Below are 23633 nucleotides of genomic sequence, written 5' to 3'. Positions count from 1 at the left end.
TCACCTCACAAACGCTTCAAAACAAAGCTGCCAACCACAACGTTATCGCTACGGTTCAGCTGTCCTTGCTCAACATTAAACTTCTCTGCCAATTTCACACGCGCCTGCTCAAAAGGTTGGAAGTCTGAACTGCGAGCTTGAATTCGCACTTCGCCACGTTGACCATCATATTTAAAGCTGGTGATTTCCAAATCGCTGACCTGACCAAGTGTCGCGGGCAGTGCCGCCAACCAAGACAACATCGCCTGCTGACCGCCACCACCAGATAAGCGGCGCTCTTCATCATCCATTTGTCGTTTGAGATAACTAACGGTAGGAATTCGCCGTTTATTCGGGAACACCTGGCGGAAAATACGCTCACTCTCCTTACGATACGCTTGTGCTTGTGCTTCGTACTTGTGGACGACGAGCAACTGCTGCGCAACCATGACGACGATAAGCACGCCCGCAGCAATGGTGGCTTTTTGCCAGAGCTTCCAGTATTTACCCCAAGAAGATTTAGGCTTGAAGATCCCGGTCAGCAAATTGACTTTGCTTTCTGTAACCCCCTTCGCCAGTAACCCCATGGTCATTTCTTCTGGCTGCGGCTCCCATACTTCAGGTAACGCAGATTCAGGGACTGAGCTATAGCAATCGAGCTTCCAACCTTCATGATTTTGTAGATAAGAAGAGAGGTAAAGGTCTAACCAAGAAGCATCGACAACCGCACCCTCTGTCGCTGAGTGACGAATCAACCATTGATCACCAAGCATCGCGGCACTGCTATGCTCTCCCTGAACAGGTAGCGCAAGCACATCTGGCAAGATGCGTTTGATGGTGATGCCTTGGCTTGAAAAACGCTGCAATACGGTCTGAATCCAAGCGCGTTCAACAGCGCACACTTGCGCTTTATCCGCTTGTTTACCTAACACGGTAAAGTGAAGGCCATCAACGTCCTGCGCGACTTCATCTTCCACGAGGTACGGTAACATCGCGTCGAACTGACGTGTTGCGCCTGGCGGTATATCCACTTGCGTCAAGACCACATCATTACTCGCCAATAGCGCCACAACTTGGCGCTGACCTGCATAAGAGATCAACTCATCTAAGTGTTCCCATCCGGCGATTTCACCGCTGGCAATCACTTCCTGTTGATCTGTCGACCACACCACCCAAGGAATGGTACTTTGTTGTTCGCTACTCAGCCGAACGGTCAGAAACTCGCTCACTGATCCCTCCAAAACGACGGCGAACTACGGTCACCGTCTCTCTATTTGTACTTTGCAAAAGGCTTCGGATACGTACACGTGATTCATCCACCAACACTTGTGCATCCAATTCAAAAAAGGCGCTATCCACACCCAAATAGCCTTTGGCGTTTTTCTTTACATCTTCGCTCAAGCCAGCCATTTCTGACTCTGCTAAAAATTCATCAATGCTATCCCACCCATCAAATGGGCGTTTTTCAATCAGCTGAATCGCATCACTACTGCTTAAGTTTGGTGAGAACATTGCCACCAAAATCGGAGCTTGCTCGACTTCAATCGTATTTACGTTTAAACGCCAATCATCACTAGGCAATGCGCAGATTAGCGGTTCCAATTTTTGGAAAATCTCACCACTCACCTGATAAACCGCTCGTAACTCGGTGGCATCTGCCATCCAGCCATTTGACGCTAAATACGCGGGTTTCATCGCTTCATATGTGCTGTCTTCGACCCCGGTAGTGGAGCGCACGGTGTCATCAGCATCAATGTATTCCCAGGTAGAGTCTGCAATGATTTCTGCCTGATACGATTCAACATCCGATTCTTCCAATAAACGCTGCAGCACATTGACTAAATACGGTCTTGCGATTTGCTGTCCTGTCGGTTGCACACGGCTCAATACATTGAGGTTAAAGCACGCTTGTTTGTCTCTAATTCGTCCCGCCGCTTGACCATAATCTAGCGGATAGACTTGTTCTTTTATTGCCCACGGCTGACTCATATTGATCGTATCGGTGTCTTTGTAGCTTTGCTCGATACCGACTTTTGCCAACGCCTCTACCCCAAGGCTATACCAATACGCTTGCTGGTAGTTAACTTGATTGGCGCCCCGCTGAAACTGCAAAAACAAACGCTCCGACATACTGGCGGCAACTGTCGCCATAATCGCTAGTAACATCAGCACAATAATCAAAGCGACACCGCGCTGACGATTAACCATTATTGCTGCCTCCTGAACTTCCTTCTTTCTGACTCAATGTGCCATCAGGAGTCAGATAAGTGCGGGCAATCTCTCCATAGTCTTTGAGAGTAAGGATCACAGAAACCGCTTTCGGTAGCGACTTTTCATCATTCCACTCTTTTTTCCATTGTTTACCATCGTAAAAACGCATATCAAACGATTCGACCTGCGTCAGCAATGGGGTAACGATGCCTTGTTGACCCACTGGCGTGTCAGGGTAGCGCCACCATACTCGTTGTAATGTTTCTTCTTTTAAACGATAGCCAACCTTGGTGACCTCCCCTCGGGGAAACTGCTGTTGAGGGTTGTGCCATCCTAAACGAGCAAACATTAGCCCTTTAGTGTCGGAGTCGAGCAAGTAATCTGACCAAAAAATCAGTTGGCTCGCGGGCTCTTCACCATTTGTCCGCGTTTGGCGCATCGCCATTTGACGAAAGTCATTATCCATCATCACCATGGCGCGCTGAATTTCATTTAAGCGCTGAGTTCGCTCTTGTGATAGCGCATTGCTGCGCTGCACTTGCGATACCACTTGATACGCGGCGACACTTAAACTGGCAAAGATGGCAATCGAGACCAACACTTCAATAAGTGTAAAACCTTTTGCCAGTTGGCGCTTACTTGCGCGTGGATTCTTATTGCGCCACATAACTTCGTACCGTCACGACTGGGCTCGCGTTTTTCTCTACCGCGACACTCACATCAAATGCTTTCAGCAATGGCTGCGTGGTGGCAACAGGCGTGATTTTCCAGTACCAAGTGCGCCCAGCCAGCTCTTCTGTGCCGTTCTTTACTTTAAGTTCACTGGTACTCAACATCACGTTGGCCATCTGATTATCCACAACCATGGCTGCAAACATTTTTTCTTCTAAATAACTGATCGTATTAATATGCTGGCTCACCGAGCGAATGACGCTGATGGCAGCGGTGGCGAAAATAGCCAGTGCGACCAATACTTCCAGTAGTGTCATGCCTCTCGTCCGGCGATGACTCCAATGTGGGCGAGCTTGCTTAGAATTGCGCATTCTCATCCTCTTTCACTTCTTCGCCCGGCGCTAGTAACAAGATTTGTCCACTTTCTTTGCCGATGACTCGCCACCCGTCATTAAAGGCGTCACCATTTTGCGGAAAAAAAGACAGAGTAAATGGCGTAACTTCTGCACTGGAGAAGATAAACACTTGCGGTGGCTTAACTTTCTTTTCGTCGTCTTCTTCTTCAGCAAACATGTCTTCATCAAAAAGAGAGCCCGGTTTGAATAGGCGATCATCATTATCCCAAGCACCGCCACCTAGCTCGAGCAGTAGCGTAATGTCATCTTCCAACTTGGTTTTGCTCGGAATCTGCTTTAACTCCAGAGGCTGCCAACCTTCCGTGGTCAAACTCAGTAGAGCGTACGTTGATTTAGCGTCATCCACTCGAACGCCAAAGTCTTTACCGCTTAGTACGGCCTCTTCGTTAAGTAGCTGTAAACGCTGAAAAAAGCTTTGAGCATACTGTTTGGAAAGATCTTTTTGGCTGGTCGGTAATGTCGTGATCACGGCCACTGCCGTGAGGGATAGCAAAACCAGCACCAATAGAATTTCTATCAATGTAAAACCGTTGTGTTTTCGCATTTGCTTCATTAGTGCTGGCTTAGGCTCTATTTATTGGAAATCTTGCATGTTCCAGTTGCCAATATCTGCAGCTGGACCTTCTCCACCCTCTTGGCCATCTGCGCCTAGAGTGAAGATGTCAATCGTACCGTTATCGCCTGGGCTTAGGTACTGGTACTGGTTACCCCAAGGGTCATTAGGAAGACGTTTGATGTAACCGCCATCACGGTAGTTGCGAGGCTCTGGGTTAGAAGGCTTGCTAACTAATGCTTCCAGGCCTTGGTCTGTCGTTGGGTAAACGCTGTTATCCAACTTGTACATATCTAGGGCATTTTCCAGCGCTACGATGTCCGTAATCGCTTTTTGTTGGTCAGCCTTCTCTTTGTTACCCAATAGGTTTGGAACAACGAAACTTGCCAAAATACCAAGGATAACGACAACAACCATCACTTCTAAAAGTGTGAAACCGTGTTGTTTACTACGTTTAAATTTCATTTTTTTCTCCGAAAGTTAGATTCAAGCCATGCCGTAAGTAGACACGTCTTAATTCGAATTTATCCGCTCATCAAGTTATTCATTTCTAGCATTGGCATCAAGGTCGCCATCACAATGAACAACACTAATCCAGCCATTAAGGCAATTAATGCCGGAGTGAATACGCCTAACGCAATATTGACTGTAGATTCAAAGTTTTGATCTTGGTTATCGGCAGCACGCGTCAACATGCTCTCCAATTCACCACTTTGCTCACCACTGGCGATCATGTGTAGCATCATTGGTGGAAACAGACGAGTTTGATCTAACGCCTTACGCAGGCTGGCACCTTCTCGAACGTTATCTGCAGCAAGTAACACTTGCTGCTTCACATAGCGATTAGACATAACATCCACAGCAACGCGCATGCCTTCTAGAATTGGAATCGCACTGGAAGTACAAATCGAAAGTGTTCGTGCGAATCGTGCGGTATTCAAACCTCGAGAGATTTTGCCCAATAGCGGTAGACTCAAGATTTTTCTATCCCAAGCTAAGCGAAAGTCTGGTTTTTGCAACGCCAGTTTGAGCCCATAGAAAAACACCACCAGCACGACGAAGATGATAAGCCCCCAATCTTGCACAAACTCACTGGCTGCCAGTAAGAACTGTGTTGACTGAGGTAACTCTTGTCCCATCTGAATGATTGGCTCAATGATTTTGGGTACCACTGTCGCTAATAAGAAAGAAACAATAACAACCGCAAACACCACTAAAACCACCGGGTAAATCATGGCTTGAAGCAGTTTGGAACGCATCTTCTGACGGTTTTCGACGTAGTCCGCCAAACGCTCTAATACCGTATCAAGATGGCCTGACTTTTCACCCGCCGCAACCATGGAGCGATAGAGCTCATCAAACACGTGAGGGTAATCAGCAAAACTGTCGGCGAGCGGATAACCCTCGGTTACTTTCGAGCGAACCGCAGCCAGCATAGAACGAATTCTCGGCTTTTCAGCCTGCTCAGAGACCGCGCGCAAACATTCTTCCAGAGGCATACCTGATTGGACTAACGTGGACAATTGACGTGTGATTAGTGCCAGCTCAGATGTTGAGATGCCGCGCTTAAAGCTGACTGAGCCTGAAGACTTAGCCGATTTAGCTTTCGTCTCAACCACTTCAATCGGGATCATCCCTTGCTCTTTGAGTCGCTGGCGCACTTGTCGGGCGTTGTCCCCTTCTATCGTGCCTTTTTTATGCTTGCCTTTTGCATCTAGCGCTTTGTACTCAAATGCCGCCATTAGGTTTCCTTCGTCACTCGCATCACTTCTTCAAGTGACGTAATACCACGACGTACTTTGCTTAGACCATCACTGCGAATACTTGGCGTATGGGCGCGAACGGCTCTCTCAATTTCTTGCTCACCAGACTCTCGGTGAATCAATTCTTGCACTTGCTCATCGACCATAATGAGCTCGTGGATACCTGTTCGACCTCGGTAGCCTTTTTGGTTACACGCTTCGCAGCCCTTAGCACGGTGTAGCTCTAGTGGTTCATGTGCTTCCATACCAAACAGTTTCTTCTGTTCAGCATCGGCTTCATACGGTTCTTTGCAACTCGGGCAAAGCGTACGAACCAAGCGCTGTGCTAACACACCTAATAACGATGAAGAAATAAGGAATGGCTCAATGCCCATATCGCGTAGACGCGTGATCGCACCAACAGCGGTGTTGGTGTGAAGGGTCGACATTACTAAGTGACCCGTTAAGGACGCTTGCACTGCAATTTGTGCGGTTTCTAAGTCACGGATCTCACCGACCATCACCACGTCAGGGTCCTGACGCAGAATGGCACGCAAGCCACGCGCAAAAGTCATGTCGACCTTCGGATTCACCTGAGTCTGACCGATGCCATCAATGTCAAATTCGATCGGGTCTTCAACCGTTAAGATATTGCGTTCGTTACTGTTGATCTCTTGCAAGCCAGCGTACAAAGTCGTCGACTTACCAGAACCTGTCGGGCCGGTGACCAAGATGATACCGTGAGGACGCTGAATAAGATGACGGAAATTGTCGTGTACGGACGGCGTCATACCTAAGCTATGCAAATCGAGACGCGTCGCGTTTTTATCCAACAGACGCATAACTACTCGCTCGCCATGTGACGACGGCATTGTAGAAACACGCACATCAACCGCACGACCACCAATACGCAGTGAGATACGACCATCTTGAGGTACACGCTTTTCTGCAATATCCAGCTTCGCCATGACCTTCACTCGCGACACTAACAGTGGTGCAAGCTTACGACTTGGTGTGAGCACTTCACGCAATACGCCATCGACACGGAAACGAATCGAAAGGGTTTTCTCGAAAGTTTCGATATGAATATCCGACGCCCCTTCTTTAATTGCTTCACCCAACATCGCATTGATCAACTTAATGATTGGTGCATCGTCTTCTGACTCTAGCAAGTCTTCATCATGCGGCAGCTCTTCAGCCAATGAGAAAAAGTCGTCGCTATCGGCACCGATGTCTTCCATCAATTGACGCGCTTCAGACGAGTCACGCTGATAAGCTTCGGTTAACTTTTTATCGAAGGCTTCTTTATCGATAGGTTGCGGCACGAAGCTTTTCTTCAGCACACGACGGACTTCGACCAGAGCCGCTGGGTTGAGCGGCTCGACATAGTAAAGAATGGGCGGACGCTCAGGATGCTCTGTCTCCAGCACCAGTTTAAAGCGATTGGCAAAACTGAATGGCAGACGACGCATACTTGGCGCTGTGTCTAACATATCAACCATTAGTTGTTTTCCATTTGATCAATAAACGCTTGGATCTCGGTAGGGTGCTGACGCTCCTGGCCAAAGGCAGGCATGACAGGGATCTTCTCGTCAGCCATCAACTTCAATCCTTGATCCGCTTTGTAGAGCTGCTCTGCGCGAATAAAGTTGTATTTGCGCTGTGTAATGCCGTCTGCGGTCATACCATCACGAATAATCGTCGGCTTGATGAACACCATCAAGTTACGCTTTTCTGTTTGCGTACTGGTTGATTTGAACAGATGACCAAGCACTGGGATGTCACCCAGTAGCGGTACTTTTGACTCACTTTCGAGTGCACGTTCATCAACCAAGCCACCAAGAACCAGCATCTGACCATCTTGGATCATGACTGAGGTATTTAGCTGACGCTTAGCAAATCGAACGTCAACCGCACCGTTTGCACCCAACACATTGGACACTTCTTGCTCAATATTTAACTGAACAGAGTCACCTTCGTTAATTTGTGGCACAACCTTAAGCTTGATGCCCACTTCTTTACGATCAACCGTTTGGAATGGATTGTCGTTGTTTGAGCCAGCCGTAGAGCCTGTGATAACAGGCACTTCTTCACCAACAATAAATGATGCTTCACCATTATCCATTACGGTGATACTTGGAGAAGATAGAATGTTTGAGTTGGAGTCAGTCGCTACCGCACTGACTAAGGCAGTCCAGTCCCCCATCACGATGCTCATCGCAGCGCCGTTAACACCGCTCAGTGCTGATGCAAGAGTAGAATAGTCACCAGATTCAGTAACATCATATGGCGTTCGTTCGCCATTCGCATTTGTGTAGTATTCAGTTCGAGTTTGATCTTTTGCTTCTTCTAGACCAACCATTACCTGACCAATCGGTGCACCAGAGTTACCGTACTGAATCACCGCACCGGTTTCCAGTGAGCCCCACTGAACACCTAAGTTAATGCCGTCACCTTCTGACATTTCAACGATCAGCGCCTCAATCAAGACTTGAGCACGACGAATATCAAGCTGAGCAATAACATCTTGTAGAGCATTCATGATATCTGGTGGAGCCGTTAATACTAAGGCGTTGGTCGCTGCGTGCGCAGCAATCACCACTTCACCACGCTGGGCACCTGACGCTTTCTGGCCGACTTGCTTTTCAGCTTGTAGGTTATCGGAAACACCTTTTAGTACATCCACCAAATCTTCAGCTTTCGCGTTCTTCAGGTAAACCACGCGGTTGTTACCTTTGGTCGCCATTTCAACGTCAAGTTGACGAATCAATCGCTTCAGACGCGCACGTACTTTAGGATCGCCAGAAATCAAAATCGCGTTGGTGCGTTCATCGGCAACAATTTTAGGCTCAAGGAACTCTGGCGTGCTCTTCTGATTGGTGCTTTTATTCAGTGCTTCAACAATACGCACCATTTCGGCAGCAGAAGCATTGCGCAGTTCCACCAGCTCAATTTCTTTATCACCCGCTTGGTCAACACGCTTAATGATTTCCGCTAAGCGATTCACGACCGCCGCACGACCTGTGATCAAGATGATGTTCGCAGGATCGTAGTGAACTACGTTACCAGCACCAGCATTATCAATCAGTTGACGAAGTAGAGGAGACAACTCACGAACCGACACATTACGCACCGCAACAACTCGAGTGATAACGCTGTCGCCTTGCGCGCTGCCATCACCTAATACAGGGATTGCTGACGTTTTTGAGTCTTTCGCTTTGATAACCTTAAGTACACCGTTGTCCATTTCTACGACGGCGTAGCCGTATACTTCGAGTACGTTAAGGAAAAAGCTGTAGTATTGCTCTTCGTTAAGCACATCATAGCTGCGGACATCGATTTTACCGCGCACTGAAGGGTCAACAATGATGGTCTTTTCGAGATTACGACCCACTATGTTGATGAATTCTTGAATATCAGTGCCTTTAAAGCTGGCACTAAATTCGTTTGCTATTGCACCTGGGACGCAGAGTAAACTTCCTGCTAGTAGCCAAGCACTTTTGCTGAACCAATGTTTCACGTATGTCTCCCTGAACTTACGCCGGTTGCCTAAGTCTTACAATTGGATATAGATATCGTACTGTTGGCCGTCGCGCTCAACAGTTAAATTTAATTCTTGCGGATCGCTCATCACTTGCATCAGTTGTACTGAAGAAGATGGGTCACTTAAATCGATCCCATTAAGCTGCACCGCAATATCACCAGGTTCTAGACCCACATCATTAAACAGCGCGGCATCACGACCAGGTGACACTCGGTAACCAACAATGCCTCCGTCTCTTTTGACGGGTGAAATGGTGATGTATTTGAAAACGCTTTGTGGATCTTTCGCAATTTCCTCTCGGATTTGCTCTAATTTTTCTCCAACGTCAGATGCTGCTTCTGCTCGTTGAGATTGGGCTCTGGCTATCTGCGGCGATTCAGATAGCTTCTTATATTCTATACCCTGCATCATTAAGGTCTCGTCTCGACCTTGGTTATCAATGATGACGCGATCCACTAATACGGCTTTTAGTGTCGCACGCGTACCTTCAATTTCTTCACCTAAACCATACGTTGCTTGCTTACCGCGGTTGGCAATGACAGCAAGGCTGGTATTCGCATCACTGCTTGCAACCGCGCCAACCAGTGTAAGGTTAAGGCGCGTCTTAGGAGCGTCTTTAACAACAGGTTGTTCTACAACGGCAGGCTTTTGTTCAGTGAATTTACCGAATAGGTTGGCATTCTGAAGGGCATTAAAATCTATCGCGTCGCCTTTATTGCTCGCAACAACGCTGCTCGTCGATGGACGCCATTGCGGCACTTCCGACGATTGAGGTATGGCTAACCATACAATTTTGCCAAGTATCCATCCGGTTATCGCAATAAACAGACAGGTGAGCAACAAGCTAAGTTTGGCTTGAATTGTATAATTATTGGACTTGATCTGAGCCAGTAGCGGTCTGCTTGATAATCCTGCACTTAGCTCTAAACGTTTCACTGAATGGATTCCTTTATTCTAACGTTCGTCATTTAAGCTATAACAATAGCTATCGACTTTAAATTGCTAAATTTGCAATAAAATTATTACTCAACAAAGAGCAGTGAACTATATCACAAGTTGTCTTTCATACCTTTTTCTTATGCAGTTTTTGCCAACTCCCTTGAAAAAAATACGCCTTGACTCCATCTGTAGGTGAATAATCCATCACTCATTGCCATATTCGGGCAGTGATTAGATAGCGTAGTGTTCTATGAGTTCCCTAAATGAAGCCGTTAGGCTAGATAAATGGCTATGGGCCGCAAGATTTTATAAAACCCGCTCTATCGCTCGTAACATGGTCGATGGTGGTAAAGTCCACTATAATGGCCAACGAAGCAAACCGAGTAAAATCGTTGAAGTGGGCGCCGAAGTAAGACTTCGTCAAGGCAACGAAGAAAAAACGGTGATCATCGAAAAAATTTCTGATCAACGCCGAGGCGCTCCCATCGCACAGACCTTGTATCGCGAAACTAATGAAAGTATAGCGAAACGTGAGGAACACGCGACTCAACGTAAGCTTAATGCCCACAACCCAAGTCCAGAACGCCGCCCAGATAAAAAGCAGCGCAGAGACATCATTAAGTTCAAACACCAATAAAAGCCGGAATTACCAACGAGGAAAGCACTCCATGGCAAATAATGTTTTAAACCGCTACCTATTCGAAGATCTTTCAGTACGTGGCGAGTTGGTACAATTGGATGAAGCGTACCAACGTGTTATCTCCAGCAAGGAATATCCGGCAGCAATAGAGAAACTGCTGGGTGAGCTACTCGTTTCAACCACTCTTTTAACTGCCACTCTTAAGTTCGAAGGCTCAATCACCATTCAGCTACAAGGCGACGGCCCTGTATCTCTTGCCGTTATCAACGGTGACCACAAGCAACGCGTTCGTGGCGTGGCTCGCTGGGAAGGCGATATTGCCGATGATGCAAGCCTCCACGATCTCATGGGCAAAGGTTACCTCGTTATCACTATCGAACCGAAAAACGGTGAGCGTTACCAAGGTGTCGTTGGATTAGAAGGTGATACTCTAGCCGACGTACTAGAAGGCTACTTTGCAAACTCAGAGCAGCTAAAAACGCGCCTATGGATCCGCACGGGCGAGCATGAAGGTAAAGCCCACGCAGCAGGTATGTTGATTCAAGTAATCCCTGATGGCACTGGTTCACCAGATGATTTCGAGCATCTAGAGCAACTGACTGACACGGTAAAAGATGAAGAGCTATTTGGTCTAGAAGCTAACGAACTACTATACCGCCTATATAACCAAGACAAAGTGCGCCTTTACGAACCGCAACCTGTCGAATTCCATTGTGGCTGTTCTCGTGATCGTAGTGGTGCCGCTATCATCACCGTTGAGAAAGCTGAAATTTATGACATTTTGGCTGAAGTAGGATCCGTTTCTTTACATTGTGATTACTGTGGCACGACCTATACGTTCGACGAAGCGGAAGTCACCGAGCTGTATGCACAAGCTTCTGCGGACAAGAAAACCCTGCATTAATTTACATAGCTTATCAAGCACGTAATTTACCCTACAAAATGCCAGCTTAATGCTGGCATTTTTGTGATCAACCCCTCGTAATGCCTCGCTTCAAGCGTAATAAAACAACTGCTTAATTTTAAACAATTAATAATGATTTTGCCCTAGCGCAAAGGATTGCGTGCACGATAAACTATTCCCACCAATATGTGACGGGTTACCTAAAACCTTATTGAAATCATGGATAAATTTTGAGCTATCTCCCTGTTTTCTCCCCGCCCCGTTGCTAGCATGGTGAGCAGATTAAAATTAAAACATTCTTACAAAATCCCTACAAAAATCCTTATAAGGAGCACCTATGACCGTTATGGAACATACTAAGGCTGCAACACTTGATCTAACCAAGCACGGACTGCATAACGTTAAAGAGGTTATTCGCAACCCTAGCTACGAAATGTTGTTTGAGGAAGAAACGCGTGAAGACCTAACAGGTTATGAGCGTGGCGTGGTTACTGAACTAGGTGCGGTTGCCGTTGACACTGGCATCTTTACTGGTCGCTCACCAAAAGATAAATACATCGTCAAAGACGCTACGACAGAAGAGCATATGTGGTGGACGTCTGATCAAGTAAAAAATGACAACAAACCAATCACTCCAGAAGTGTGGGACGAGCTGAAAGAACTGGTCACAAACCAGCTTTCTAACAAACGCTTGTTTGTTGTTGACGGTTACTGTGGTGCAAACCCAGATACGCGTTTGAGCATTCGTGTTATCACGGAAGTCGCATGGCAAGCGCACTTCGTTAAAAACATGTTTATCCGCCCAACAGAAGAAGAATTGACAACATTTGAACCAGACTTCGTGGTAATGAATGGCGCAAAATGCACTAACCCAAAATGGGAAGAGCAAGGTCTGAACTCAGAAAACTTCACCGTATTTAACCTAACCGAGCGCATGCAACTTATCGGTGGTACTTGGTACGGCGGTGAGATGAAGAAAGGCATGTTCGCAATGATGAACTACTTCCTTCCTCTAAAAGACATCGCATCAATGCACTGTAGCGCTAACATGGGCAAAGACGGCGACGTAGCGGTATTCTTTGGTCTCTCTGGTACGGGTAAAACCACACTATCGACTGATCCTAAACGTGCGTTAATTGGTGATGATGAGCACGGTTGGGATGATGACGGCGTCTTCAACTTCGAAGGTGGTTGTTACGCGAAAACCATCAAGCTATCGAAAGAAGCGGAGCCAGACATCTACAACGCAATTCGCCGTGATGCACTGCTAGAAAACGTAACGGTACGTAGCGATGGTTCTATCGACTTTGATGATGGTTCGAAAACAGAAAACACTCGTGTTTCTTACCCTATCTACCATATCGATAACATCGTTAAGCCAGTATCAAAAGGCGGTCACGCGAATAAAGTGATCTTCCTATCGGCGGACGCATTTGGTGTGCTACCTCCAGTGTCTAAATTGACACCTGAGCAAACTAAGTACCACTTCCTATCTGGCTTTACTGCAAAATTGGCAGGAACAGAGCGTGGTATTACTGAGCCAACACCAACCTTCTCTGCATGTTTTGGCGCTGCGTTCCTAACGCTTCACCCAACTAAATACGCAGAAGTACTGGTTAAACGTATGGAAGCAGCAGGCGCTGAGGCTTACCTAGTGAACACAGGTTGGAACGGCACTGGCAAACGTATCTCGATTCAAGATACGCGCGGAATTATTGATGCGATTCTTGATGGTTCGATTGAAGATGCACCAACTAAGCACATTCCTATCTTCAATCTTGAAGTACCGACTTCACTACCAGGTGTGGATCCAAGCATTCTAGACCCTCGTGACACATACGTTGATCCACTTCAGTGGGAAAGCAAAGCGAAAGACTTGGCTGAACGCTTTATCAATAACTTTGATAAATACACGGACAATGCGGAAGGTAAATCTCTGGTTGCCGCTGGCCCTCAGATTGATTAAATCGAGTAACAACGACGTCGCGTAAACCACAGTGGTAAGTGGGCAGCCACTTATCACTTTTACGTAGACCAAGTTACAAAAAAACCGCTTCAAGCCCCTCTTTTGAGGGGCTTTTTATTGAATACCGCAGAATATTGATACAAGCTAAAGCCTATCTAGTTTTATTTAATAGCAAACGTAGGTTCTAGCAGGGATGAAAACAGCGCGTCGAGTTCTAATTCTGTTACTGGTTATCTTAGTTGCCATTCCGGCCACAATGATTGCGCTGTTAACAACATCTTACGCCGATGCAACTTGGCGTCTGCTATCAAACAGCCTCTCCCTGCCCTTTCAAGCAGAAAGCGTGCGTTACGATTTTCCCTACCACCTAACTTTACAGGGTGTGAACACAAACGTAGACGACGCTTCTTATATCGAGCAAGTCGATTTATGGATGAATCCCGATGTTTATCGCGATGGTAAATGGATCGTTGATAGCTTATTGATTGATGGACTTAATTTGCAGTATGGCGCGCCAAAGCTCCCGCCTTTAGATAACGTTTTGTTCCATCAAATCGCGCTCAAAAATATTGATTACGCCGACGAGCAGTTTTCTGGTAATGGCATTGACCTTCAAATTCAATCACCACAATGGAATGGCCAGTTAATACCATATGGCGAGGTTCAACTTGCAGCCGACCAGATCTATTGGAATGGCGAAGCCTTTAATCAGGTCTTGGTCGACATGGACTACAAACCGCAAGACAGTACGCTCTATGGCACTTCATTTAACTGGCGTAACAGTCAAATTTCAGGGCAAGGCGAGCAGTATCCACAAGGCTGGTCTTTAGTGAATGTGACCATCAATAAGTTGCAACTCAATCATATCCAGCTCCAATCACTGCTTGCTAAGCCTTGGCAAGCAATACCATTCAAGATTAATCACATTAATAGCTTAGACTTACTGAACGCCGATATTGAATGGGGCGATTGGCACTGGCAAAACTTAGAGCTCTCAGTAGAAAACGCCACACTGCCACTGTCTCCCTGGGAGACAAAGGCCCAAGTTTCATTGCAGGCGGATAGCGTCCGATTCCAACAGCAAACCGCAATAGAGCCGCGTTTAAGTGCTGTTATTGAGCCTGGAAAAATCCAGCTCAACGATCTCAGCTTAGATTGGCAGCAAGGTCGTGTGCAGGTCTCTGGGGTGTTCACTCCAACGCAATGGCAACTCGAAGAAGCCTCCATTCAAGGCCTCAAGTGGGCAATACAACCTGAAGATAACCAAAACTGGTGGCACGCCGCCATCAGTAAGTTAGATCATGTCACAATCCAACGACTCGACATCGAACGCAGCCAAATTATTCAGCTATCTCACGAACCTTATTGGCAGTTCTCCGGTTTAAACATCGAAGGGCAGCAGCTTGATCTTAAGCTGTTAGGTCAACGTTGGGGCCTCTGGCAAGGAGAACTGGAAGTCAGCGTTGTCAACGCCAGTTATAACCAAGTGCTCACGTCTCATGCTGCACTTGCCATGCAAAGTGAGAATGGCTTTTGGCAACTGACACGCCTTTTTGCACCACTCGAGCAAGGCTACGTAGAAGGCATCGGACAGATAGACCTAAGTACTCCGAGTCAGCCTTGGGCGCTCAACCTCAATGCTGATGGTATTCCCTTATCACTCTTCCACGATTATTTACCCGACACACTGGCTATTGATGGTTTTTCCGATCTCAGCCTCGATCTACAAGGGTTATCAGGTGATCGCAACATGCTGGCCTACAGCTTATCGGGTGAAGTGGAAGCCAACCTACGAGATACCCGTTTAAAGTCCCAAGCGAATCATTCTCTCAAAGCCATTACCTTAAGTCCGCTGCGTTTAACCGCACAACGAGGGGAAGTCGCCATAGAACCAGTCACCATTTCAGGGAAAGCTATGAGTGGTAGGGTTTGGGGCGAGTTTGATATGGCCAACAACCCGCTAAGTGGCATTGTTTATCAATGGAAAGAGTCGTGCGGGAGCGTTGAAGGCGATCTACTCAGTGGCGAAATCCATCATAATGAGTGTTTAAAAGCACCAGCTCCAAAAGAACCGGCTGATGTTGAAAGTACTCCACAAACAAGTGAATCAGCCATGGAGCTGCCAACTGCGATTGATAACATCAATGTGGAGATTCAAGAGGAAGAGCTTTCCGAAGAAATTGTCGAAGAAGACGAAGCATCTGTCACTGATCCCACCACAGAGGAACACATCCTCCCACCGACAGAGCAAGAAAGCGAAAAGAATAAGCGCCCTACAGATCAGTAAGGCGCCCTCTCAATTAACAACTGAGTAATTGCGAATAGTTCGGTATCAGCATATAGGTACCAACAAAATCTACGGCTGGCGTGTCGCCACTATAAATCACCACGTGAATGACGATGCGTGCTTTGCGCCCTGACTCCAGTCGATCTAGGTCACCACTGATCCCATCCAACGAAGTGCTCGCCACAGGGTTTTGCTCGACTGGTTGACGATAACGAATCGAACTGTCGGCCAACACAATATCACCATGCAGACCGCGCTCTTTAAGCAGCAGCCACGTCATACCCCACCCCGTCAAGGTGGCTAAAGTAAAAGCCGACCCCGCAAACATGGTGTTATGCGGATTAAGGTTCGGATTAAGTTGCGCGCAGCATTCAAACTGATAACCCGTGTACTGGTTAATTTTGATCCCCATTTTGTCGCTAATTGGGATCTGTTGCTCCCAGCGCTGCTGAAGTTCAGTGCACCATTCTGGGCGACGTAACACATTCGCCATCGGATCCAATGGTTTCACCATTTGTTGGTGACGCACAGGACCGCGCTCGTCGGTTAGTTCACCGCGACGCTCAAAGCCATTTTTCTCGTAAAAGGCGATGGCATCTTCACGGGCATTACACACCAAGCGCTTCGCCCCTTCTTGGCGTGCTAACGACTCTAGCGCGACCAGAACCAGCGAGCCCATCCCCTTACTGCGGCGATTATTTTTAACCGCCATATAGCGGATTTGGCCATCATTATCCGGCGTAATGTATAAACGACCGATCGCCATAGGACGCCCTCGACCATCAACAATCATACGGTGATGGCTCATTTCATCGTATTCATCGCGTTCAGAGCCAATTGGCATACGCCATGGCTCACGAAGCAGTTGCCAGCGAAACTGATAATACTTGTTTATCTGATTATCGGTTTTGGGAGTAATGAGTTTGAACATATCAATCCTTTGAAAGCACAACACTAATAAATGTCGGGAAAATCACTCCAAGCCAATTCCATGAGCTTGGAGTTAAAGCTTAGACCATGGCACTGGTGTTACCAGACTAGACCTGCAACCAAAACGTCACCGGACCGTCATTCACTAAGGACACTTTCATATCGGCAGCGAAGCGGCCACGCTGTGTGGGTAAAACTTGTTCACACAAATCAGAAAAGTAATCATACAAGCGCTCAGCATCAGCAGGATGCGCACCGCGAGAAAAGCCAGCACGAGTGCCTTTTTTTGTATCCGCAGGTAACGTAAATTGAGAAACCACCAGCACTTTGCCTTCTACCTGTTTGACGTTCAGGTTCATCTTACCTTCATCATCTTCGAACACGCGGTAGGTCGTAACACGCTCCATCAAGCGTTTTGCTTTGGCCTCATCGTCGTCTTTCTCTACTCCTAATAAGACCAGCAGACCACGATCAATTTCCCCTACGACTTCACCATCCACACGGACGGCAGCTTCACTGACTCGTTGAATTAGCGCTATCACTACTCTCGCTTCCTTCATCTGTTAACTGAGATTCAGCGGTCGAGTGTATCATGTCTAAATCTTCACTCCAGTGCTCTCTCTCACCAAGCGCAGCTGTGACTTCCGCACCCAATAACACGATCATCCAGCATAAATACACCCAAACAAACAAGATAGGAATCGCGGCTAACGCGCCGTAAATGAGCTGATAAGACGGGAACTGCGTGATGTAGAGTGCAAAGCCCTTTTTACTTAATTCGAACAGTATCGCAGCGACTGCTGCCCCCATCGCGCCATGAGCCAGGTGCACTTTTTTATTCGGCACCAGAATATATAAGCCAAGGAAAGCGAAAAAAGACAACAACAGCGGTAACCAACGTAAAAACAGATTAAACGCACCAGATAATGTCTCGTTCTCTAAAATTTGCAGTGAGGTCACGTACGACGTCGCCGCAATACTCGCACCGACCATGATCGGCCCTAACGTGAGTACCATCCAATACATAGAGAATGAAAAGACTAAACGGCGCTTGTCTTTAACTCGCCAAATGTAGTTTAAGTTCTTATCAATGTTCGAAATCAGCATGACTGCAGCAATGAATAAAAACCCACCGCCAACCGCGCTCATTTTACCCGTATTCGCCACAAATTCCTGCAATGCCGTATGTACAGCTTCCCCAGATGCCGGAACAAAATTCTCAATAATGTAGCCTTGCAACACCTCACCGACGTTCGCAAAAACGGGAAATTTCGACAATATTGATAACAATACCGTCAGCATTGGCACGATGGATAACAAGGTAATGTAGGCAAGATAGCCCGCGTTCACATTGACGCGATCATGCGTTAATCGCTTAAGAAGATACTTAAAAAACGCGACGCAACTTGGCAGTAGATTGATTAATCTTGCCTTGTAACTCTCTGATAACTGGTTCATAGTTCATCCCATAATAAGGGTCTGTTGACCTTTTGAGCTGATTTTTGCAGCAGTTTGTGGGTTCTTTATACAAGGCAGAGGCTTTGAATTGTAGTTAACCTACCAGAGAAGCCGATAACGCAGTAGAAAGAAACCACAAGCGCTGCCCGAAGGGTTCGTCTAGAAGCGTTTTACTCTTTGTTGAGAGGCGTTTTGCTTAGAATGACTATGCTACAACCCTCTCGCCGCGATTAAAACGCTTTTATATCGAACAAAAAACAACCACAAAAGGTCGGCAGACCCTATTGTCGAGGACATAAGAATGCCTTATTTATTAGCAATTGTACTATCAATTTTCACTTTAACAGGGTGTCAATCTGCTTATTACTCAGCGATGGAGCAAGTTGGGTACCATAAACGAGATATTATGGTCGACCGCGTTGAAGATGCCAAAGAATCTCAACAAGATGCACAAGAAGAATTCACCAGTGCACTCGAAGCCTTATCTGCGATCACTAATTTTGATGGTGGTGAGCTAGAAAGTGTCTACAACAAAATCAATGACAAGTACGAAGACAGCGAAAAAGCGGCGCAAGACGTTCGTGACCGCATTGCTGCGATTGAAGACGTTTCCGGCGCACTGTTTAATGAATGGCAAGACGAACTAGAGCTGTACTCGAGCGCGAAATTGCGCCGCTCAAGCGAGCAAAAACTACGTGAAACCAAAGCCTCGTACAAAACCATGCTTAGCGCAATGAAGCGTGCAGAGAAAAAGATGACGCCGGTACTAAATACACTGCGCGACAACACGTTGTACTTGAAACACAACCTTAACGCCAGTGCGATTGGCTCTCTACAAGGTGAGTTCTCTAGCTTAGAGAAAGACATTCAGTTTGCCATCAAACAAATGAACGAAGCGATTGCAGAGTCTGATAAGTTCCTACAAAAGCTCAATCAAAAGTAAATGATTCAAACCTCCTCCTAGCGAGGAGGTTTTAGTCTGCGACCTCACCAACTAAACCGATGACTCTTCGAACAAAGCCTACTCGTTCTAGCACACTGCCCCATGGCACTTCTACCACTTCGTAACCCAACTCAGCATAGATATCCACTAAGGATTGATGAATCTCCAATGCTTCTTCAAAGCTGTGTGGACGCACTTCATCTTGCACGTAAATGGATGCTTCAGGTCGACAAGTAAACACCTGACTATGGTACCCAGCACTTTCGGTTAAGAAAGCTTGGTCAACCTTACAACCGCCCACTTGTAAGTAAGCAATGATGTCTGGGATGGCGCGATCAACAAACGCAACGTCATGACAACGCGCATCACTCTTTTGCTTGCTCATCAAGTCGAGACACAATTGAGCAAACTCAGGCAGGTTCGTCCACGGCAAGATACCGTCGTCTAACTGGCTTTGCTGTTCAATCAGCGTACGAGAGCTCTCTGCAAACGTCGCATACCCTTGCCGCTCTAATGCATTCAGTAGGGTGGTTTTCCCCGCACCAGGGCCACCAGTAATCACAATTGGCTTCATGCTGATATGTTCATTCTCTAGATACAAAAAACCCTGAGCATAACTCAGGGCTTCTTCTTAATTGAATCGCTTAACGAAAATTATTTCGCGCCACGAGAAGCACGTTTACGATCGCTTTCCGTTAGGAATTTCTTACGGATACGGATGCTTTCAGGTGTTACTTCTACTAGCTCATCGTCATCGATGAACTCAAGCGCTTGCTCTAGTGTCATGATGATTGGCGGAGTTAGAACCTGTGCGTCATCTGTACCAGATGCACGAACGTTGGTTAGCTGCTTACCTTTCAGTGCGTTTACTGTTAGGTCGTTGTCGCGGCTGTGAATACCGATAACCATGCCTTCGTAAACTTCCACACCGTGACCGATAAATAGACGACCACGTTCTTGAAGGTTGAACAGTGCGTTAGTTAGCGCTTTACCCGCAGCGTTAGCAATCAGAACACCGTTGATACGCTGACCGATGTTACCGCCTTTGTGTGGGCCGTAGTGGTCAAACGTATGGTATAGAAGACCAGAACCAGAAGTCAGTGTCATGAATTCCGTTTGGAAGCCGATCAGACCACGAGATGGCATGATGAAGTCCATACGTACACGGCCTTTACCGTCTGGAGCCATATCTTTCAGCTCACCTTTACGTAGGCCGATATTCTCCATGATACCGCCTTGGTGCTCTTCCATTACGTCGATAGTTACCGTTTCAAACGGTTCCATTAGCTGACCATCTTCTTCTTTGATGATTACTTCTGGACGAGATACGGCAAGCTCGAATCCTTCACGACGCATGTTTTCGATCAGGATAGACAGGTGAAGCTCACCACGGCCTGATACGCGGAATTTGTCTGGATCGTCTGTTTGTTCAACGCGCAGTGCAACGTTGTGTACCAGTTCCTTCTCTAGACGCTCAAGGATGTTACGTGAAGTGACGAACTTACCTTCTTTACCAGCGAATGGAGACGTGTTTACTTGGAACGTCATGGTTACTGTTGGTTCATCAACAGACAGTGCTGGTAGTGCTTCTACTGCGTTTTGTGCACAGATAGTGTCAGAGATTTTAAGCTCGCCAAGACCAGTGATTGCAATGATATCACCCGCGTTAGCTTGCTCAACTTCGTGACGCTCTAGGCCTAGGTAGCCCATTACTGTGCCCACTTTGCCGTTGCGAGTTTTGCCGTCTGCACCAACAACCGTTACTTGCTGGTTTGGCTTAACGCTACCACGAGTTACACGGCCAACGCCGATAACGCCAACGTAAGAGCTGTAATCCAACTGAGAGATTTGCATCTGTAGTGGACCATCTAGGTCAACTTCTGGTGCAGCTACTTCGCCAACGATAGTTTCGAATAGCGGTTCCATGTTCTCGCCAGTTTCGCCTTCTTCTAGAGAAGCCCAACCGTTAAGAGCAGAAGCGTAAACCACTTTAAAGTCTAACTGTTCGTCAGAAGCGCCTAGGTTGTCAAATAGGTCGAACACTTGGTCCATAACCCAATCAGGACGTGCGCCAGGGCGGTCAATCTTGTTGATAACAACGATTGGTTTTAGACCATGAGCAAACGCTTTTTGTGTTACGAAACGCGTTTGAGGCATTGGACCATCAACCGCGTCAACGATAAGTAGTACAGAGTCTACCATCGACATGATACGTTCAACTTCGCCACCGAAGTCCGCGTGTCCCGGAGTATCTACGATGTTGATACGGTAATCGTTCCAGTCGATTGCTGTGTTTTTAGCAAGAATGGTAATACCGCGCTCTTTCTCGATGTCGTTCGAGTCCATGACTCGCTCTTCAGCTTCACCGCGAGACTCAAGCGTGCCTGATTGTTGTAGCAGCTTGTCAACCAACGTGGTTTTACCGTGGTCAACGTGCGCGATGATCGCGATATTTCTTAATTTATCAATCTGTGGAGTAGCCATGGATATTGATTCACTTAGATAGATGAAATGCCCCCACGCTGAGAACGGGTGCTCTCTGGCGACATTTGCTGATTAAAAAAACGGCCATAATGTACCAGATTTTAGCAAAAAGCCTAGAAATATGTGATCTACTCCCGAGCATTTCTGCGATTTTTACGCTTAATGCCCATTTTCTTCCTCGGAACGAATTGATTAAACGCAACTTTATTCCAATCGATGCATAATTCAAATTGACTCTTGCTCAAAAACTGGGCTGAATAAGCAATGCACCTGTCACATTATGGTGCAATAATGATTTTCCGCACCACAATAGTGCAAGTAAAGATCATTTTGGTGCAATCATCTGCACCAAGCTAGCGCCAAAAAACACAATTGCTTGAAATTAATGGAATATTTTTTTTGGCACGGTTTTGGCTTTAGTTAAAACAGCATCGATTAATGAAAAGTCAAATTGATTAATCAATGCCAGGTTTCATGAATAATTCATAAATCGAGCTTTTACCGCTTATTAACACTGGAGGTTATCCAAGATGTCAGTAGAAAACGTTCTATCGCTGATCCAAGAAAACGAAGTTAAGTTTGTTGACCTACGCTTCACTGATACAAAAGGTAAAGAGCAGCACATTTCGATCCCTGCTCACCAAATCGACGCAGACTTCTTCGAAGAAGGTAAAATGTTCGATGGTTCATCAGTTGCTGGCTGGAAAGGTATCAACGAATCAGACATGGTAATGATGCCTGACGCATCTTCTGCTGTGCTTGACCCATTCACGGAAGACGCAACACTAAACATCCGTTGTGACATCTTAGAGCCGGCAACAATGCAAGGCTACGACCGTGACCCACGTTCTATCGCAAAACGCGCTGAAGACTTCATGCGCTCTACTGGCGTTGCAGATACTGTACTTATCGGTCCTGAGCCAGAATTCTTCCTATTTGACGACGTGAAGTTCGCGACTGACATGTCAGGCTCTTTCTTCAAGATCGATGACGTAGAAGCAGCATGGAACACGGGTTCTGATTACGAAGAAGGTAACAAAGGTCACCGTCCAGGCGTTAAAGGTGGTTACTTCCCTGTAGCTCCAGTGGATTCATCTCAAGATATCCGTTCTGCTATGTGTCTAGTAATGGAAGAGATGGGTCTTGTTGTTGAAGCGCACCACCACGAAGTGGCAACAGCGGGTCAAAACGAAATCGCAACTCGTTTCAACACGCTAACAACCAAAGCTGACGAAATCCAAATCTACAAGTACGTTGTACACAACGTTGCTCACGCGTTTGGTAAAACGGCAACATTCATGCCTAAACCACTTGTTGGTGACAACGGTAGCGGTATGCACGTTCACCAATCTCTAGCGAAAGATGGTGTAAACCTATTTGCTGGTGACAAGTACGGCGGTCTATCTGAAATGGCGCTTTACTACATTGGCGGTATCATCAAACACGCTCGTGCAATCAACGCATTTGCTAACCCATCAACAAACTCGTACAAACGTCTTGTACCAGGCTTCGAAGCGCCAGTTATGCTTGCTTACTCTGCACGTAACCGCTCTGCTTCAATCCGTATCCCTGTGGTACCAAGCCCGAAAGCACGTCGTATCGAAGTTCGCTTTGGTGACCCAGCGGCTAACCCATACCTATGCTTTGCATCAATGCTAATGGCTGGTCTTGACGGTATTAAGAACAAGATCCACCCAGGCGAAGCAATGGATAAAGACCTTTACGATCTACCAGCAGAAGAAGCAGCAGAAATTCCAACGGTTGCATACTCACTGAAAGACGCACTAGCAGAGCTAGATGCTGACCGTGAATTCCTAACAGCGGGTGGTGTATTCTCTGACGACTTCATCGACTCTTACATCGAGCTAAAATCTCAGGACGTAGAGCGCGTGAACATGACAACTCACCCAGTTGAGTTCGAACTTTACTACTCTGTATAAGGTCGACACTGTGTAAAATGTAAAC

21 protein-coding genes are annotated in these 23633 nt (G+C 46.7%); 6 read left to right on the top strand and 15 right to left on the bottom strand.

What is annotated here, in order from left to right:
- Positions 1-5: 5 nt before the first annotated feature.
- Genes gspL through gspC form a run of 10 tightly spaced genes read right to left on the bottom strand, consistent with a single transcriptional unit; the run spans position 6 to position 10053 of the window.
- Entirely contained in the window at positions 6-1208 is a 1203-nt protein-coding gene (gene gspL, locus R2S67_RS16795) for a type II secretion system protein GspL (protein WP_243326919.1), read from the bottom strand.
- The gene (gene gspK / locus R2S67_RS16790; protein WP_006741791.1) at positions 1177-2187 is read right to left on the bottom strand and encodes a type II secretion system minor pseudopilin GspK; all 1011 of its coding nucleotides are present in this window, start codon (positions 2185-2187) and stop codon (positions 1177-1179) included. Before gspK ends, gspL begins: the two co-directional genes overlap by 32 nt.
- A complete protein-coding gene (gene gspJ / locus R2S67_RS16785; RefSeq protein ID WP_317345842.1) occupies positions 2180-2857 on the bottom strand; it encodes a type II secretion system minor pseudopilin GspJ in 678 nt (225 codons plus the stop codon). Before gspJ ends, gspK begins: the two co-directional genes overlap by 8 nt.
- Positions 2844-3233, bottom strand: coding sequence for a type II secretion system minor pseudopilin GspI (gene gspI, locus R2S67_RS16780; RefSeq protein WP_167310321.1), 390 nt, complete (start codon positions 3231-3233; stop codon positions 2844-2846). The genes gspJ and gspI overlap by 14 nt, the downstream gene beginning before the upstream one ends.
- Positions 3220-3822, bottom strand: coding sequence for a type II secretion system minor pseudopilin GspH (gspH, locus tag R2S67_RS16775; RefSeq protein ID WP_145473360.1), 603 nt, complete (start codon positions 3820-3822; stop codon positions 3220-3222). Before gspH ends, gspI begins: the two co-directional genes overlap by 14 nt.
- 30 nt (positions 3823-3852) lie before the next feature.
- On the bottom strand, positions 3853-4296 hold the full coding sequence (gspG, locus tag R2S67_RS16770; protein WP_005394985.1) for a type II secretion system major pseudopilin GspG: 444 nt from the start codon (positions 4294-4296) through the stop codon (positions 3853-3855).
- Between the two features lie 59 nt (positions 4297-4355).
- Positions 4356-5573, bottom strand: coding sequence for a type II secretion system inner membrane protein GspF (gene gspF, locus R2S67_RS16765; RefSeq protein WP_005394987.1), 1218 nt, complete (start codon positions 5571-5573; stop codon positions 4356-4358).
- Complete coding sequence (gene gspE, locus R2S67_RS16760) at positions 5573-7075, bottom strand: type II secretion system ATPase GspE (protein ID WP_005394994.1); 1503 nt, start codon at positions 7073-7075, stop codon at positions 5573-5575. The genes gspF and gspE overlap by 1 nt, the downstream gene beginning before the upstream one ends.
- Complete coding sequence (gspD, locus tag R2S67_RS16755; RefSeq protein WP_005394995.1) at positions 7075-9093, bottom strand: type II secretion system secretin GspD; 2019 nt, start codon at positions 9091-9093, stop codon at positions 7075-7077. Before gspD ends, gspE begins: the two co-directional genes overlap by 1 nt.
- A gap of 36 nt (positions 9094-9129) precedes the next feature.
- The gene (gene gspC, locus R2S67_RS16750; protein WP_006741787.1) at positions 9130-10053 is read right to left on the bottom strand and encodes a type II secretion system protein GspC; all 924 of its coding nucleotides are present in this window, start codon (positions 10051-10053) and stop codon (positions 9130-9132) included.
- Between the two features lie 253 nt (positions 10054-10306).
- On the opposite strand from gspC, the gene hslR reads away from it, so the two are divergent.
- The 4 genes from hslR (at position 10307) to R2S67_RS16730 (ending at position 15853) form a co-directional block, all read left to right on the top strand.
- Positions 10307-10693: a ribosome-associated heat shock protein Hsp15 gene (gene hslR / locus R2S67_RS16745; RefSeq protein WP_031780440.1), complete on the top strand. Its 387-nt coding sequence runs from the start codon at positions 10307-10309 to the stop codon at positions 10691-10693.
- A 31-nt stretch (positions 10694-10724) separates the two neighbouring features.
- Entirely contained in the window at positions 10725-11600 is an 876-nt protein-coding gene (hslO, locus tag R2S67_RS16740; protein WP_046874147.1) for an Hsp33 family molecular chaperone HslO, read from the top strand.
- A gap of 337 nt (positions 11601-11937) precedes the next feature.
- Positions 11938-13566, top strand: a complete 1629-nt coding sequence (pckA, locus tag R2S67_RS16735; protein ID WP_047009389.1) for a phosphoenolpyruvate carboxykinase (ATP) — start codon at positions 11938-11940, stop codon at positions 13564-13566.
- Between the two features lie 193 nt (positions 13567-13759).
- On the top strand, positions 13760-15853 hold the full coding sequence (locus R2S67_RS16730; RefSeq protein ID WP_317345834.1) for an AsmA family protein: 2094 nt from the start codon (positions 13760-13762) through the stop codon (positions 15851-15853).
- A gap of 13 nt (positions 15854-15866) precedes the next feature.
- Here R2S67_RS16730 and R2S67_RS16725 read toward each other — a convergent pair whose 3' ends face one another.
- The 3 genes from R2S67_RS16725 to R2S67_RS16715 form a co-directional block, all read right to left on the bottom strand.
- The gene (locus R2S67_RS16725; RefSeq protein WP_005395003.1) at positions 15867-16784 is read right to left on the bottom strand and encodes a bifunctional GNAT family N-acetyltransferase/hotdog fold thioesterase; all 918 of its coding nucleotides are present in this window, start codon (positions 16782-16784) and stop codon (positions 15867-15869) included.
- Positions 16785-16890: 106 nt separating this feature from the next.
- Complete coding sequence (gene dtd / locus R2S67_RS16720; protein ID WP_012841223.1) at positions 16891-17325, bottom strand: D-aminoacyl-tRNA deacylase; 435 nt, start codon at positions 17323-17325, stop codon at positions 16891-16893.
- A complete protein-coding gene (locus R2S67_RS16715; protein WP_005379281.1) occupies positions 17297-18241 on the bottom strand; it encodes a virulence factor BrkB family protein in 945 nt (314 codons plus the stop codon). The genes dtd and R2S67_RS16715 overlap by 29 nt, the downstream gene beginning before the upstream one ends.
- A 301-nt stretch (positions 18242-18542) precedes the next feature.
- On the opposite strand from R2S67_RS16715, the gene R2S67_RS16710 reads away from it, so the two are divergent.
- Positions 18543-19184: a DUF2959 domain-containing protein gene (locus R2S67_RS16710; RefSeq protein WP_006741783.1), complete on the top strand. Its 642-nt coding sequence runs from the start codon at positions 18543-18545 to the stop codon at positions 19182-19184.
- 31 nt (positions 19185-19215) lie between these two features.
- On the opposite strand, the gene R2S67_RS16705 is transcribed toward R2S67_RS16710, so the two are convergent.
- Positions 19216-19758: an AAA family ATPase gene (locus tag R2S67_RS16705; RefSeq protein ID WP_317345829.1), complete on the bottom strand. Its 543-nt coding sequence runs from the start codon at positions 19756-19758 to the stop codon at positions 19216-19218.
- Positions 19759-19838: 80 nt separating this feature from the next.
- Entirely contained in the window at positions 19839-21668 is a 1830-nt protein-coding gene (gene typA / locus R2S67_RS16700) for a translational GTPase TypA (protein WP_046874152.1), read from the bottom strand.
- Positions 21669-22198: 530 nt separating this feature from the next.
- Between typA and glnA the strand changes: the two genes are divergently transcribed.
- On the top strand, positions 22199-23608 hold the full coding sequence (gene glnA, locus R2S67_RS16695; RefSeq protein ID WP_005395023.1) for a glutamate--ammonia ligase: 1410 nt from the start codon (positions 22199-22201) through the stop codon (positions 23606-23608).
- The last annotated feature ends 25 nt before the right edge of the window (positions 23609-23633 follow it).

The sequence above is a fragment of the Vibrio sp. T13N genome, assembly GCF_032970445.1.
Classification (GTDB): domain Bacteria; phylum Pseudomonadota; class Gammaproteobacteria; order Enterobacterales; family Vibrionaceae; genus Vibrio; species Vibrio diabolicus.
The sequence above is the reverse complement of the archived record's forward strand: the minus strand, read 5'-3'. Positions and strand labels throughout refer to the sequence as shown.

Excerpts from the sequence above, each read along its gene's own strand:
- gspK (WP_006741791.1), bottom strand. The coding sequence starts at position 2,187 with ATGGTTAATCGTCAGCGCGGTGTCGCTTTGATTATTGTGCTGATGTTA.
- gspJ (WP_317345842.1), bottom strand. The coding sequence starts at position 2,857 with ATGTGGCGCAATAAGAATCCACGCGCAAGTAAGCGCCAACTGGCAAAA.
- gspI (WP_167310321.1), bottom strand. The coding sequence starts at position 3,233 with ATGCGCAATTCTAAGCAAGCTCGCCCACATTGGAGTCATCGCCGGACG.
- gspH (WP_145473360.1), bottom strand. The coding sequence starts at position 3,822 with ATGCGAAAACACAACGGTTTTACATTGATAGAAATTCTATTGGTGCTG.
- gspG (WP_005394985.1), bottom strand. The coding sequence starts at position 4,296 with ATGAAATTTAAACGTAGTAAACAACACGGTTTCACACTTTTAGAAGTG.
- gspF (WP_005394987.1), bottom strand. The coding sequence starts at position 5,573 with ATGGCGGCATTTGAGTACAAAGCGCTAGATGCAAAAGGCAAGCATAAA.
- gspE (WP_005394994.1), bottom strand. The coding sequence starts at position 7,075 with ATGGTTGATATGTTAGACACAGCGCCAAGTATGCGTCGTCTGCCATTC.
- hslR (WP_031780440.1), top strand. The coding sequence starts at position 10,307 with ATGAGTTCCCTAAATGAAGCCGTTAGGCTAGATAAATGGCTATGGGCC.
- hslO (WP_046874147.1), top strand. The coding sequence starts at position 10,725 with ATGGCAAATAATGTTTTAAACCGCTACCTATTCGAAGATCTTTCAGTA.
- pckA (WP_047009389.1), top strand. The coding sequence starts at position 11,938 with ATGACCGTTATGGAACATACTAAGGCTGCAACACTTGATCTAACCAAG.
- R2S67_RS16730 (WP_317345834.1), top strand. The coding sequence starts at position 13,760 with ATGAAAACAGCGCGTCGAGTTCTAATTCTGTTACTGGTTATCTTAGTT.
- R2S67_RS16725 (WP_005395003.1), bottom strand. The coding sequence starts at position 16,784 with ATGTTCAAACTCATTACTCCCAAAACCGATAATCAGATAAACAAGTAT.
- R2S67_RS16715 (WP_005379281.1), bottom strand. The coding sequence starts at position 18,241 with ATGAACCAGTTATCAGAGAGTTACAAGGCAAGATTAATCAATCTACTG.
- R2S67_RS16710 (WP_006741783.1), top strand. The coding sequence starts at position 18,543 with ATGCCTTATTTATTAGCAATTGTACTATCAATTTTCACTTTAACAGGG.
- R2S67_RS16705 (WP_317345829.1), bottom strand. The coding sequence starts at position 19,758 with ATGAAGCCAATTGTGATTACTGGTGGCCCTGGTGCGGGGAAAACCACC.
- typA (WP_046874152.1), bottom strand. The coding sequence starts at position 21,668 with ATGGCTACTCCACAGATTGATAAATTAAGAAATATCGCGATCATCGCG.
- glnA (WP_005395023.1), top strand. The coding sequence starts at position 22,199 with ATGTCAGTAGAAAACGTTCTATCGCTGATCCAAGAAAACGAAGTTAAG.